11 protein-coding genes are annotated in these 14,749 nt (G+C 33.7%); 4 read left to right on the forward strand and 7 right to left on the reverse strand.

The genetic code is table 11. The features are described from left to right. Positions 1–38 precede the first annotated feature (38 nt). The 3 genes from ACOOWA_RS11975 to ACOOWA_RS11985 all read left to right on the forward strand — a co-directional run bounded on the left by ACOOWA_RS11975 (position 39) and on the right by ACOOWA_RS11985 (position 2,937). Positions 39–1,142, forward strand: a complete 1,104-nt coding sequence (locus tag ACOOWA_RS11975; RefSeq protein ID WP_421375489.1) for an Mrp/NBP35 family ATP-binding protein — start codon at positions 39–41, stop codon at positions 1,140–1,142. Positions 1,143–1,183: 41 nt separating this feature from the next. Further along, positions 1,184–1,432, forward strand: a complete 249-nt coding sequence (locus tag ACOOWA_RS11980; RefSeq protein ID WP_267264920.1) for a NifU family protein — start codon at positions 1,184–1,186, stop codon at positions 1,430–1,432. 197 nt (positions 1,433–1,629) lie between these two features. Continuing rightward, positions 1,630–2,937 (forward strand): hypothetical protein, encoded by a 1,308-nt coding sequence (locus ACOOWA_RS11985; protein WP_421375490.1) that lies wholly within the window; start codon positions 1,630–1,632, stop codon positions 2,935–2,937. A 72-nt stretch (positions 2,938–3,009) separates the two neighbouring features. Here the strand turns inward: ACOOWA_RS11985 and ACOOWA_RS11990 are convergent, their stop codons facing one another. From ACOOWA_RS11990 to ppk1, 3 genes are all read right to left on the reverse strand, one after another. Further along, positions 3,010–6,090, reverse strand: coding sequence for a choice-of-anchor I family protein (locus ACOOWA_RS11990; RefSeq protein WP_421375491.1), 3,081 nt, complete (start codon positions 6,088–6,090; stop codon positions 3,010–3,012). Between the two features lie 185 nt (positions 6,091–6,275). Further along, entirely contained in the window at positions 6,276–7,160 is an 885-nt protein-coding gene (locus ACOOWA_RS11995; protein WP_421375492.1) for an exopolyphosphatase, read from the reverse strand. 133 nt (positions 7,161–7,293) lie between these two features. Beyond that, the gene (gene ppk1, locus ACOOWA_RS12000; RefSeq protein ID WP_421375493.1) at positions 7,294–9,366 is read right to left on the reverse strand and encodes a polyphosphate kinase 1; all 2,073 of its coding nucleotides are present in this window, start codon (positions 9,364–9,366) and stop codon (positions 7,294–7,296) included. A gap of 225 nt (positions 9,367–9,591) precedes the next feature. On the opposite strand from ppk1, the gene dnaK reads away from it, so the two are divergent. Next, the gene (dnaK, locus tag ACOOWA_RS12005) at positions 9,592–11,481 is read left to right on the forward strand and encodes a molecular chaperone DnaK (protein ID WP_421375494.1); all 1,890 of its coding nucleotides are present in this window, start codon (positions 9,592–9,594) and stop codon (positions 11,479–11,481) included. 421 nt (positions 11,482–11,902) lie between these two features. Here dnaK and ACOOWA_RS12010 read toward each other — a convergent pair whose 3' ends face one another. The 4 genes from ACOOWA_RS12010 to ACOOWA_RS12025 all read right to left on the reverse strand — a co-directional run bounded on the left by ACOOWA_RS12010 (position 11,903) and on the right by ACOOWA_RS12025 (position 14,626). Then, positions 11,903–12,676 carry a GLPGLI family protein gene (locus tag ACOOWA_RS12010; RefSeq protein WP_421375495.1) on the reverse strand — a complete coding sequence of 258 codons (774 nt, stop codon included), beginning with the start codon at positions 12,674–12,676 and terminating at the stop codon, positions 11,903–11,905. Positions 12,677–12,720: 44 nt separating this feature from the next. Further along, the gene (locus ACOOWA_RS12015) at positions 12,721–12,927 is read right to left on the reverse strand and encodes a bacteriocin-like protein (RefSeq protein ID WP_421375497.1); all 207 of its coding nucleotides are present in this window, start codon (positions 12,925–12,927) and stop codon (positions 12,721–12,723) included. A 194-nt stretch (positions 12,928–13,121) separates the two neighbouring features. Continuing rightward, complete coding sequence (locus tag ACOOWA_RS12020) at positions 13,122–13,523, reverse strand: hypothetical protein (RefSeq protein WP_421375498.1); 402 nt, start codon at positions 13,521–13,523, stop codon at positions 13,122–13,124. Continuing rightward, positions 13,520–14,626 carry an RHS repeat domain-containing protein gene (locus ACOOWA_RS12025; protein ID WP_421375499.1) on the reverse strand — a complete coding sequence of 369 codons (1,107 nt, stop codon included), beginning with the start codon at positions 14,624–14,626 and terminating at the stop codon, positions 13,520–13,522. Before ACOOWA_RS12025 ends, ACOOWA_RS12020 begins: the two co-directional genes overlap by 4 nt. Positions 14,627–14,749: the final 123 nt, after the last annotated feature.

Consider the following 14,749-nt stretch of genomic DNA (forward strand, 5'->3'; position numbering starts at 1 on the left):
CTAAAATTTCCGTAAATTTGTGGTCAATTTATATTTTTATGTTGACGAAAGAAAAGATTCAGGATTTCCTTAAAGAAATTGAAGTGGATGACTTAGTGTCGAATTTTCAATTGATGGGGAATGATGTTTATATAGATATGACCGCGCATTCACCTGCAATGCACGAAAAGAAAAAGCTTGAAGCAGCTATGAAACAGGCTTTCGCAAGCGAATTCGGGGAAGATATTAATCTTAAATTAAAAATTGTTTCTCCTGAACCAAGCGAAGTTCAGTTAAGCCAGATCAAAGGAAAACAAATCCCGGGAATTCAGAATATTATCGCTATTGCATCAGGAAAAGGTGGAGTAGGTAAATCTACAGTTGCTGCCAATCTTGCGGTAACTTTAGCGAAAATGGGTTTCAAAGTGGGGATTTTAGATGCCGATATTTACGGACCATCTGTTCCTACAATGTTTGATACAGAAGGTCAGAAACCAATTTCTGTAGAAATCGACGGGAAAAATTTAATGAAACCTATCGAAAATTACGGGGTAAAAATGCTTTCCATCGGATATTTTTCGGGAGCTAATCAGGCGGTAGTCTGGAGAGGTCCAATGGCTTCGAAAGCTTTAAACCAAATGATCAGAGATGCAGCTTGGGGAGAATTAGACTTTTTGTTAATCGACCTTCCTCCGGGAACTGGTGATATTCATTTGTCTATCATTCAGGAAGTTCCGGTAACGGGTGCGGTAATTGTAAGTACGCCTCAACACGTTGCTTTGGCAGACGTTAGAAAAGGAATTGCGATGTTTAATATGGAGAGTATTAACATTCCGGTTCTCGGACTGATAGAAAATATGGCCTATTTCACTCCGGAAGAGTTACCTGACAATAAATATTATATCTTTGGAAATCAGGGAGCGCAATATTTAGCAGATGATTTGAATATTCCTGTTTTAGGAGAAATTCCTTTGATTCAGAGCATCAGAGAAGCAGGAGATGTAGGAAGACCTGCAGCTTTGCAGGAGAATTCTAAAATTGCTGAAATTTATACTGAAACTGCCCAAAAAATGGTAGAAAGCCTTTTGGAAAGAAACAAATTTCTTCCTCCGACGGAAGCAGTGAAAATCTCAACAATGGCAGGTTGCTCACCAAAAAAATAATTAAATAATTTCAAATACTTTTTTGAAAACCAAACCCAAATATGGAGACAAATACAGCACACGAACAAACAGTAACCAAGGTAATGGAAGCTCTTGAAAGCATTCGTCCGTTTTTGAATAAAGACGGTGGTGATATTGAGCTTCTGGATGTGAAAGATAATACAGTTTTTGTAAAACTTTTAGGAAACTGTTCTGGTTGTTCTCTCAATTTTTCTACCCTAAAATTAGGCGTGGAAAACACAATCAAACAGCACGCTCCTGAAATTGAAAAGGTAGTCAATGTAGAATAAAAAATACGACGATATATTTTTGAAGACAGACTTTTGAGGTCTGTCTTTTTTTGTTAATTAATTCAGTAGAAACGGGCTTTAGCCCGTTTTGAAAATTGAAAATTCCAATGGCTTTAGCCAAAATTTACTGTACAAACATTCCTTTCCAATAGAATATTTTTATTTTTGAATTTGACGGGAAATATTTTAAAACTAAAATGAAGAAACAAAAACCTACAAGTAGTAATACTCTAAAACTTGATATTGAAAATCTTATTGAAAAATCATATCAAAATAATTTTGAAATAGATTTAAAGAAAATCCATCGTTCAAAAAGGCCTCAATATGCAAATGAGAAAAGACTTCTTAAAGAGATAAATGAAAATAATAGAATTGTTTTTCAAGATGGAATTAGTAAAGAATTTGAATTAATAAATTATAACGAACTTAATTATTTAATCGGAGATAAATCTGCTTATCCTTGTTCAGACATTATCAGAATTGGGAATGGAATGAATTGGGTTATGTGTTTTGCATTACCAAATAATCACAAGATTTATGGGGAAACAGATATAAAAAAATCTGGAGTTATTCTTCATTATTTTTCCGAAATTATCACAAAATTTAAAACTGAAGAGGAATTTAAAAGATTTGTAAACGCAGTTGAATTTTCATTTTCAGAAAACGAATGGTTTAATAAAAATAACTTTATTTTAAGTCACTATCGAAATGTGAAGTTCTGGACAAGGAAAGAAAAGATAGACAAAATTTTGAGTGAAGGATTGGTTTCACCAAGAAAATATCTAACATATATTCTTTTCAAAAAAGAGAATTTAAAAACCGAAAAGATTATTCATAGCCTTATAAGGAGTTTAGCATTTAGCACTAAGACAATAATTAAGGATGAATTATTTTTAGAATTTTTAGATCAATTGAATTTAGAGGAAATTGAAGAATTCTTTTGCTTGGATTATCTACGCAGTAATACTAAAGTTGATAAAATTTCGTACACTCTTTTAGGAGATATGTTAGTTATAAATAATAACTACAGTAGACAATATATAGATTGGGACAAGAAAATATATAGTTCTGATGAGGTTAAAAAGATTTTTTATTCTCGTCTGAAAAATAACTATCGAAGTTTAGAAAATCATATTCGGCAACAAAAAGGATTTGATGAAGTTGGTAGTTATGTTATGGAAAAGCATTTACTTCAGCTTGTGACGAAAGAATTCCCAAATTATACCATTATAAGTCAACATTCTCCTAAATGGTTGCAGGGACAAAGATTTGATATTTTTATTAAAGAATTAAATGTAGCAATTGAATATAATGGTATTCAACATTTTAAGTCGATAGATTTCTTTGGAGGAGATGAAGGTTTAGCTAAAACGCAATTTTTGGATACACAGAAACGAGAACGATCTTTAAAAAATGGAGTAAAAATATTTAATATTGATTACGATCAGGACCTTAATGAAAGTTTTTTAAAGCTAATTATTTCACTCAAAAATTTAAAATTCTAAACCTCATCTTTATAAGCAAAAAAGCCCCGAAAAAATTCCGGAGCTTCAAAAGTAAATTATTAAGTAAAAAAATTATTTCACGATGACTCTTTTCATCTCTCCTTCTGAAGTTTTGATTAAATAAACTCCGGTGGAAAGTTTTGAAGTGTCTATTGTTAAAGCGTTTTTCTCTTTTCCAAGAAGTTTTCCGCTCATATCGTACAGTTCGTATCCTTGAGCTCTGTTGAAATACAGTGTATTTCCTTTGTTCACAGGATTCGGGAAGATATTGAAAGTTGCTTTTTGAGTTTTCACTTCACCGGTTGCTAAAGTTGGAGAAGTCATAACTTCATACATTGATAAAGTTCCGCTGATTTCATTAGCAACGATTATGTAACCTTTTCCGTTATTCATATTTGCGGGTGGAATGTAGGTAATTCCTTCCGGACCATTATCTCCGCCGTAAGCAGAAGTTGATCTCGAATGTTTGTAGTCTACAAAAGTTGCGTTATTCGGATCGGTAACATTATAAACCATGACACCTCCTGTTCTTTCTAAAGTAATGAAAGCGTACGTCTGAGTTCCGATGGTTCCTAAAGTTACTCCTTCCGGTTCCGGACCTTTAGCGCGACTTCTTACTTTAGCTCCGTTTGCTTCGTTATCTGCATTGAAAATCAAAGGATGATTCGCCGCAATATATCTTTCAAACTGATCTCCACTGTCATAAACGATTTGTTTTGTATCTGCATTAAAAATGGCAAATGATCTTGCTCCCAAAGCATTGATTTCTTCAAAATCTGCGTCACCATCTGTATTTCCGTTTACATTCGTTACTCTGAATCTTCCTAAGTTATGCGAGGCTTTCAAAATAGAAGCATTCGGGAAAATTGCTGAATCTAAAGTATATTCGTTGGCTCCAACTGTTGTTCTTTCGCTGAATCCGCCTAAATCTTTTTCGTCTCCTTCATTGGCTGTAACCAAATAATTGGTGCTTCCAATTTTGAAAGAAGCCATAGCGTCTGGATTGTAGTATGTTTTTACCGGCCAGTTTGCAATTAAAACTTCACCATTGTTGTCTGAAGCATCAAAACCGTTTCCTGGAAGACTCATGTCTTTTTTACCTAATCCCCAAATATTTCCAAGCGTATTTGTGGCTAAATTAACTTCAATAATCGCATTGTTTTCCTGACAAGAAACCCAGGCTTTCTGGCTGTCCGGACTGATTGTAATGTATTCCGGTTCAAGATCCTGAGCTAAAGTGCTTGTAGATTTTACTTTTCTTCCACCCGTTAAAGCTAAAGTAGCTTCCTGTCCGTTGAACGGTGTCAAAGAAAGAGTCGTAACATTTGATTGCGTTAAATTTGCAATTCCTCCAGAAATATCGATGATACTGATAGAACCTTCCGGATCTACTGTATAAGCGTCGTTGGGTTCTCCTTCATTTGCGGTCATTATTTTGTTTCCGTCCGGAGTAAAAGTGATCATATCCGGCAAAACTCCTACAGTAACCTGCTTAAGAAATACTCCATTTGTGTTAAAGAAAACTACAGAACCGTTTCCTTGAGGATTTGTTCCGTTTGGAGAAGCTACAGCTACAATTCCGTTTTTCACAGCGATACTTGTGATTCCACCATAAGGTAGCATATTTACACTTTGAATAACTGATGGAGATAACGGATTTGAGAAATTAATAATATCAAAAACATCTGTTAATGAACTGATTGTAAATAATCTCTGGGTTGCAGGATCGTGAACGACAATTTCTGTAGAGCTTGTGCTGTTTCCTGAAGGATCAAAACTTCCGATGTAACTCAGCATATTTGGATTTGACGGAACCGGAGCTGCTTTATCATTATCAATAATATAAACCGTTGAATTGGCATCGCCCGTAATTGTTGTTCCAACTGGGTTTTCAAGACTTAAAACAAAATATTCAGCCTGTTGTTCCTCCAAAGTATCATCAATAACCGGAATATTTACCGTTACACTTGTTGTAGAAGGTGTAATATTGATTGTTTGATTGGTGAATGTAAAATCACTGCTGTTTGCGGTATTGAATGAAGATGGTTTTACAACTAAATTTACCGTTGCATTCGCAGGATTATTAACATTTATTTTAAACGCCAAAGTTCCTGCATTTTCGCTGACTTTAATTAAATTTTTATCTAAAGAAATGCTCGTTCCGGCTGTTGTAAAAATACTTGATGTTGCCGTCGTCACTGCATTATCACTTGTATCTTCTACCATATTTGGTTTTAAAGCTAAATAATAAGCCTGATTCGGAACCAAACCTCCTGTAGGAATTACTGTAATTGTATTATTAGCAAATGTCGTCGTAAACGGAACAACTGTTCCTGTTGCGTTATTTAATCTTAATTCTACAAGATTCTGTGCATTTGCTGCGGTAATCACAGAGTTATCGATCAATCTTACATTTTCGTTAAAAGTAATCGTCGGATTTATCGTTGTAGAAGCATTATTTACGTTGTTTGCAGGCAAATAAGTAACTGTTGGTGGAGTAGTATCAGCTCCGCCTATTGAAGTTGCATCAACGGTGAAGTTATCAAATCTGTTGTTTCCGACTGTGCCTCCTGCTCCTTGAGTAAATTGTGCTTTAAGCTTAAAATTCGGGTTATTTGAAACTCCGGCAATTGCTGAAAAATCAAAAGTTATTAATTTAGGATTGGCATCCATAGGAACTACAGCTCCTGTTGCATCGTTATCACCTGCATATTGATAAGGAATAAAGTTGATTCCGTCAACAGAATAAGACCACATTTGCTTTCCTGCTCCCGAACCTGATCTTCTTGTTGTAAACTTTACCACAACATTATTATAACCTGTTGTCGGTAAAGAAAACTGAATGTTTCCGTTGATTGGATAGTTGTATCTTAAATGCGTTCCCGAAGCGTCTCCGTTTCTGCTGTTTAAATTTTCAACATTAAAGTTTTGTGATGTTCCACCGGCAAAATCAATGAAAGTATCATTACTTCCTGTTCCTGTAGAAGTTGCTGTAATAGAACCGTTTAGAAGTGTAGAAGTAGGAGTTGTAATTGCTGCAACCGAAGCGTTATTATTAAAATTCCAGTAGTGGATAAGCGATTGTCCTGAAACTGCGCCGTGAAATAAAGCGGCAATTGGCAAAAGACCTCTCAAAAGGTATTTTTTCTTCATTTTTACAAATTTTAGATTGTTGCAAAAATGAAGATTGTAAGTTGTGAGACTTTTAATTTAATTTTAAGAAATGATTAATATTTTGTTTAAATAATGCAGGTTCTTTAAGGAATTGTTAAATATAAAAAGGCAAACTGATTATTTCTCAATTTGTATTATATTATGAAAATTAATGTTTTATGAAATTATTTCTTACCCGAAACTTTATCATAAATATTATGAATCAATCCATCAGCAACAGAAATTTTCGGAACAAAAATTTTATTGATTTCAGACCAGGTCATTACATTATTGTAGATTTTCAAAGCGTGAGCCAAAACATCGGCGCGATCTTGTCTCAGATTATGTTTCGTCATTCTTTCGTCAACGGTGAGAACGCTCAGTTCTTTATACACTTTTTTCAGATAAGAAGCCACCATCGGTTTACCGTCTTTGGTTTTGCTCATCGAAAATGCTTTGTTGATATTTCCTCCGGATCCGATAGCCACAATTGGTTTTTTGCTGACGATATGAGATTTAATTTCTTCTTTCATCTCTTTCCAATTGGCTTCTGTAACAAGGTTATTCAATAAACGGATGGTTCCGATGTTGAAAGATCTTTCATAAATCATTTTTCCGTTTTCGTAGAATGTGAGCTCGGTAGAACCACCTCCAACATCTACATAAAGATAAGCGAAATCTTTATCAAGACCTTCTGCAACGTGGTTTTCGTAAATTAATGTAGCTTCTTCGTCTCCGGAAATAATTTCAATATTAATATCTGAAGTTTCTTTTACGATCTGAATGATTTCCTGTCCGTTTTCGGCATCACGCATTGCACTGGTTGCACAGGCGCGGTAATGTTCTACTTTATAAATCGTCATCAGATCGCTGAAAATTCTCATCGTATCGATAACCATTTTTTCTCTTTCAATACCAATTTTTCCGAGAGTGAAAACATCCATTCCCAATCTCAGCGGAACTCGTAAAAGATTAAGCTTAATAAATTCAGGTACTCCGTTTTGAATCTTCACCTCGTTTATTAAAAGTCTGGCTGCATTACTTCCTATGTCTATCGCTGCAATGATCATGGTTGATGATGTATTTTATTGAAATTCAGTGTCTTGGTTAAATTTATAAAAAACTTTAAAGCCGAAATTTACAAAAATTATTTTCTTTATAAACTTATGAAGTTTAAAATAGTGATTATCAGTTATTTGTAAATTATTTCTTTGAAGTCTTTGCTTTCAGATATTTATAGGTTTCAATCTGAGAGCGACAATCTTTTTCATCATTTTTAATGTATTCGTTGCTCAGTTTTTTATCTAAAATTCTAGCTTTCATATTATCGCTTAATTGAAGTTTCAGGATGTCTTTCAATTCTTTTTTTAGATTTTTATCGGTGATTTTGGCTGCAGCTTCAATTCTGTAATCTAGATTTCTGTTCATCCAGTCCGCCGAAGAAATATAGATGTCTTCAGCTCCTTTGTTGTAAAAATACATCACTCTTGCGTGTTCCAGATATTCATCAACAATACTTATTGCTTTTATTTTTTCTTTGAAATCTTTCTGGTTTACAGCACAGTAGATTCCCCGTACAATTATCCTGATTATTACGCCGGCTTCTGCAGCTTCATATAATTTTGTAATTAATGCCCGATCGCTTACTGAGTTGGCTTTTACAATCATTTCAGCTTTTCTTCCTGCTTTGGCTTCTTCAATCTCTTTATCGATATGTAACATGATTTTTTCACGCATAAACTGCGGACAAACCATTAAAGATTTACATGTTTTTAAAACCGTTAAATAATCTTCTTTTGGTTTTTTAAGAACATTAAAAACCTTATTAATATCTGCCATAATTCCACGGTCTGAAGTCATAATTAAATGATCGCCGTAGATTCTCGCTGTTTTCTCGTTAAAATTTCCTGTGCTCACAAAACCGTACTGTAAAGTCTTGTTATTTGCACGTTTTTTAATTACGCATAATTTTGCGTGAACTTTTTTATCCGGAATTCCTATTAAGACGTTGATTCCTTCAGGTTCAAACATTTCTTTCCACATGAGATTTGATTCTTCATCAAATCTTGCCTGAAGTTCAAGCATTACAGTTACTTCTTTCCCGTTTCTGGCTGCGTAAATTAAGGCATTGCTTATTTTTGAATTGCTCGCTAAACGATACGCGGTAATCTGGATCGATTTTACATCGGGATCCATTGCCGCTTCACGAAGAAGGTCAATAACGGGCGTGTAAGTATGATAAGGAAAAGACAGCAGTACGTCTTCTTTTAAAATAACATCGGTAACTCTTTCGCCGTGTTCAAAAGCCTGATGTGTGAATGATGTTCTTTCGACAGGTTTTTTATAATTTTCAAAAACATCAGGAAAATCCATAAAATGTTTAAAATTATGAATTTTCCCTCCAGGAATGATGCTGTCTTTTTTGCTTAAATTTAATTTTCTGATCAGAAGCTCCAGCATACCTTTATCCATATCTTTATCAAAAACAAATCTAGTTGGCTTCCCTTTTCTTCGGTTTTTGAGTCCTTTTTCTATTTTTTCCGCAAAATTGGTTTTGATGTCATTATCAATGTCCATTTCGGCATCTTTTGTTACTTTAAAAGCATTTGCAGCAAATTCATCATATCCAAAATAAGAAAAAATATGCGGAAGGTTGAAAGTAATGACATCCTCCAGAAGCATTACATTTTTTTCTTCTGTGTTTTCGGTGGGAAGCAAAACAAATCTTCCTACAAAACGCGACGGAATTTCAATAATTGCATAATTGCTGTGATACTTCCAGTCTTTTTTCCTCATGGCAACACCCAGATAAAGACTTTTATCTCTCATATAAGGCATGGGTGTATTTTCATGAAGAAGAATCGGGATCACATTGGATTCTACCACTTCATCAAAATACTGTCTTACAAATTCTTTCTGCTTTGCACTTAAATTTTTTGAGGTTTTAATGAAAACATTTTGTTCTGCCATTTCAACCTGAATTTTTTTCCAGGTTCTATCAAAATCGGCTTGTTGTGTAATAACGATTTCGTTGATTCTCTGAAGAATTTTCGATGGCGGCTGATAAAAAGATTCGGCAATTACCTTTTCCTTAAAATCCATCGCACGTTTTAAACCTGCAACACGCACTCTGAAAAATTCATCCAGATTATTTGAAAAAATCCCAAGAAAACGAATTCTGAGATGAAGAGGCACATTTTCGTCCATCGCTTCCTGCAAAACCCTTTCGTTGAATGATAACCATGTAATATCTCTGGGATTAAAATGTAATGACATATTTGTGTGTATAATTTCTCAAAAATAAGAATTATAAACGGGCTTAAACTATATTTTACGTTAAACTTAGATTAAGTTTTATTTTAAAATTTAAAGTCGTTTTTGTAATTATATTTCAGGATTTATATCTGAATCTGTCAATTTGTCACAAAAATTCTCTTGGTACAGATATTGAGAAAGTGACAGTGTTATTAAAATTTAAAAATTAGAAAAAATATAAATATTATGAGTAAAATAATCGGAATCGATTTAGGGACAACAAACTCTTGCGTTGCAGTAATGGAAGGTAAAGATGCTGTAGTTATCCCTAATGCAGAAGGTAAAAGAACAACGCCCTCTATTGTGGCATTCACAGAAGACGGAGAAAGAAAAGTAGGTGACCCTGCAAAAAGACAGGCGGTAACTAACCCTACAAAAACAGTTTATTCTATAAAAAGATTTATCGGAACTCATTTCAAGGATGATTCTGCTGAAATCTCAAGAGTGCCGTACAAAGTAGTTGCAGGACCGAACGATACTGTAAAAGTTAAAATTGACGACAGAGAATATACACCACAGGAAATTTCTGCAATGACGCTTCAGAAAATGAAGAAAACTGCTGAAGATTACCTTGGCCAGGAAGTGACAAGAGCGGTAATTACTGTTCCTGCTTACTTTAACGATGCACAAAGACAGGCTACAAAAGAAGCTGGAGAAATCGCAGGTCTTAAAGTAGAAAGAATTATCAATGAGCCTACAGCAGCAGCATTGGCTTATGGAATGGATAAATCTCACAAAGACCAAAAAATTGCAGTTTACGATTTAGGTGGTGGTACTTTTGATGTTTCTATCCTTGATTTAGGAGACGGTGTTTTCGAAGTATTGTCTACCAATGGTGACACACACTTAGGAGGTGATGACTTTGATGATGTAATTATCAACTGGATGGCAGACGAATTCAAAGCTGAAGAAGGTGTTGACTTAAAATCTGATGCAATCGCGTTACAAAGATTGAAAGAAGCGGCTGAAAAAGCAAAAATCGAGTTGTCTTCTTCTCCGCAGACTGAAATCAACCTTCCGTATATTACTGCTACAGCTACAGGTCCTAAACACTTGGTGAAGACTTTAACTAAAGCTAAATTTGAGCAGTTATCTGCTGATTTGGTAAGACGTTCTATGGAGCCTTGTAAAAAAGCACTTTCTGACGCAGGTCTTTCTATCAGCGATATCGACGAAGTAATCTTGGTAGGAGGTTCTACAAGAATCCCGATTATTCAGGAAGAAGTTGAGAAATTCTTCGGTAAAAAACCTTCAAAAGGAGTTAACCCGGATGAGGTTGTTGCAATTGGTGCAGCGATCCAAGGTGGAGTTTTAACTGGAGACGTTACAGACGTTCTTTTGCTAGACGTTACACCACTTTCTTTAGGTATTGAAACAATGGGTTCTGTTTTCACTAAATTAATTGATGCAAACACAACTATTCCAACTAAAAAATCTGAAGTATTCTCTACAGCGTCTGACAATCAGCCTGCAGTAAGCATCAGAGTAGGACAGGGGGAAAGACCAATGTTCAACGACAACAAAGAGATTGGTAAATTTGATTTAACAGATATTCCACCGGCACAAAGAGGTGTTCCTCAGATTGAAGTAACTTTCGACATCGATGCCAACGGAATCCTGAGCGTTTCTGCAAAAGATAAAGGAACCGGTAAAGAGCAGTCTATCAAAATTCAGGCTTCTTCAGGACTTTCTGACGAAGAAATCGAAAGAATGAAAAAAGAAGCTCAGGAAAACTCTGCAGCAGACAATAAGAGAAAAGAAGAAGTTGAAATCTTTAATAAAGCTGACGGATTGATCTTCCAAACTGAAAAGCAACTGAAAGAATTCGGTGATAAATTATCTGCAGACAAAAAAGCAGCAATCGAAACTGCACACGCAGAATTAAAAACTGCTTTCGAAGCTAAAAACGGAGATGATGTAAAAGCTAAAACTGAAGCTCTAGACGCAGCTTGGATGGCAGCATCTGAAGAAATGTATGCGCAAGGTCAAGGTGCTGATGCAGGAGCTCAACAGAATCAAGGTCAGGCAAATGGGGCAGAAGATGTTCAGGATGCAGATTTTGAAGAGGTAAAATAAATTTGATTAGCAAAAAATAGCTAAATATTACAAAACCGCTTTAGATTAATTTCTAAGGCGGTTTTTTTATTTTAGTACAGATTGTTATTCAAGTTTTTTTACTTATATATTTTACTCACAATAATTAAAAGTAAAAAAATACCTGCAATTAATTTGGGAGAGTGATATATAAAATTGATAAGAACACAATGTTTACAACTATTGACATACCAGATAAGTAGAAGGAAATCTCTGAGAAATCTAATTATAGTTCTCGAAATTAGTTTAAAATTCCATGCTAATCCAAGAACTGTAACTAGTGTAATAAAAGAAATAAAATTTTGACAAAACAAGTTATAATTTCCGAGTATGTGCCGGAATTTTATGTTTACTTTTTAAGGTAATTTAAAATTATTTTCTCTCTCTCTTTCTAATTTTAAAATCATTTTAACAAATCAATTTCCAAAATATTATTATTTCGTAATATTTGATTTTTTTTATATTGTAGCATCTTTTTCTTAAATTCATTATTATTTAAACCATCTTGAGTGCTGGTAATTTCAACACCCAGTAAATTTTTTAAAGGATTTTCCTTATATTCTTTATTTAAAATTTTATATTTATTATAATCAATAGAAATTGCATTTTTAAAATTAAATTTTCTTTGATAATATTTGTTTTCAATAGCAACTAACTCAAAAATGTGACTTTTTGTTAAATCTTCAATTCTAATGATTAGTCCAGGTAAACCATGAAATTTATATGGACCATCAGGTATTGGAATTTGATTGGTAAACCATGCAATCCATGTACGACCTCCAAATTTAATTTCAGCTTTTTGCACTTCATAGTTCAGGATGAAGCTTTTTTCATTAACAATCTTCCATTTTTGTAGTCTTTCATCAGATATTTTGTAATAATTATTTTGTAACTCAGAAATCAAATGGATAGAATAATCTGGATATTTTTTTAAAACTTTATCACTTCGTTTGGATAAAATTTCATTTGAAGCAGCTAAAATAGAATCATTTATATATTCTTGATTATCATAAAATATTGAGCCGTTGTCAGAAATATCTAAATACATTATTTTTCTTGATATATCATTTTTCTTGGTACTATCCTGTATGAGCTTATAGTCGTATATAAATCTACCTGCAGATTGACTATACAAATACGTGTTAAAAAATAAAAAAAATATTATAATAAATTTCATATCATTAAATTAAAAATGCTGTACAAAGTGTACAGCATTAAGATTTATTTAACACTACAATCATTACTGGTCTGAAACCATTCATAGCATTTGCCCCTTCCTGTTTTACAACCGCCAGTCCCAGAAGATTGAATAACCATATCTTCTCCCCAAAGAGTACCAGTATATGTCATGTGACACCATGTTGCTGCTTCAGAACCACCTTTTAGATCCTTTAATTCGTTTCTTGAAAGTTTTTTAAGATTTTTCATAAAATAATTTTTGATTAATGTAAGTCAAAATTAAAAAAAATATTTCAATATAAAGAGAATATATATGCAAAATTAATCAATTTTTTTCCGAATGCTTACAAGTAAAGGATTTTTTGAGGTTGGTGGATAATATTTGGTTTCATCAAATGAACTAAAGCTAGCTCGTGGGCTTCCTGGAGAATGGATTTGAGGAGCTAATCTAAATTAATTAAAACGTACTCATGATTATTATTTGCATTTTCCAAAGAGAGCAATAAACAATAGAGAACATAACATGAACGATCAACTTCAGACATCCTATAATTAACCTTATAAACTTTTTTGTTCAAAACAATTTTTTCAAATCTAGTAGGATTTTTCTGAATTTCTTTTATTGATGGTTCAATATGTAAATTCTCAACCAATGTCGTAAGACAATTCAGAATTGTATTTCTTAATTTAAATATAAGATCATCTTGTAAAACTATAGTATTTTTTTTAATGGAAATATTTTCGTTTAAAAAAAGTAAGTTTAATGAATTAGAGATATATGATGAAGTGTATTCATCTAAAACTACTTCTTGTTCTTTAATTTTTATACTAACTATTTTTTTCATTTCGGTAATATATGTTTAATAATTTTTCCATTAGAATTATATATTTTTAGATGTGTTTTTGAAACATTCACACCACTTTTCTTAAAAATATTTAAATAATTTGTGCTGACATCCAATCCTGGCAAATAATGTCCGGATAAATTATTTATTCCTACTATCTGTCCACCTCGAATCTTTATTTCACCGGCTGCTAATACATCAACACCTTTGGATAAAAAAGTATGTTTTCTTCCTAACAAAATACTTTTATCTTTCATAACTACAAAATCAAAATTACCTGATGCAATAGTTTTACCCTCCATTAAAATTTCACCATTTTTGATAGAGCCTAATAATTTTCCTTCCGTACTAACAGGAAGTGTATTTTTTATAGAAACTTCACTTTCTGCAGCTAGCTGAGACATGACTCCATATGTTACCAATCCATCAGCAGTTAAAAGAGCATTAAATTTAGCATCTTGACTTTCTGTTGCTGACATTGTATTTCCATCCCACTTGGTCATTCTTGGACCTAATCCAGAATAGTCTGACTTATTAAATGCACTATTTCGCATGTAGTTACCAAAATCAAGTATTTGATCTATAGCTCCTTTTGCCATAATATTCATGCCCATGGCTGTTCCATAGCCTGGTGTAGGTCCAGAATCTCTGTAATCTTGGATAGCTGCACCAATTGTGCTTGGCATTCTCTTACCGGGTGCTTGTGAAAATGTTGGCAGATCAGGTTCACGACTCATTGTTGGCATTCCAACTGTAACTTTACCATGATGCTTAGTTCTAAATAATCCAGAAAACCAATCCCACGTTCTTCTAACAAAACTTCTCTTTGCAGGCGGATCACAAGGGTCATTTCCTCCAACTCTTTCCCCCATCATCCCAGTTGGATCTGCAAAGTTAACAGGGTCATTCCAAACATAGGCATAAGGAGAGTTCGTAATTTCTGCTAATGGGTCTACACTTAACCAGAAACTGCGTTTAGGGTCGTAGTATCTTGCGCCATAATAGTAATAACCTGTAGATGCATCAAACTCTTTCGCATTGTATTTGTAAGGGTTGTCATAGCTAAAATTGGTATTCTCCATCAGCATTTCTCCGTAGGGCATGTACTCGTACCAATTGGTGATAGTTCCTTTGCTGTTTACTAATATAGAAGCTCCACTAAAATGGTCGGGATGAATCTAGAAAATTTAAAATTTAAGAAACTCCTACTCTGTATAGTTGAAAAC

The sequence above is a fragment of the Chryseobacterium sp. GP-SGM7 genome (genome assembly GCF_049166575.1).
Lineage (GTDB): Bacteria > Bacteroidota > Bacteroidia > Flavobacteriales > Weeksellaceae > Chryseobacterium.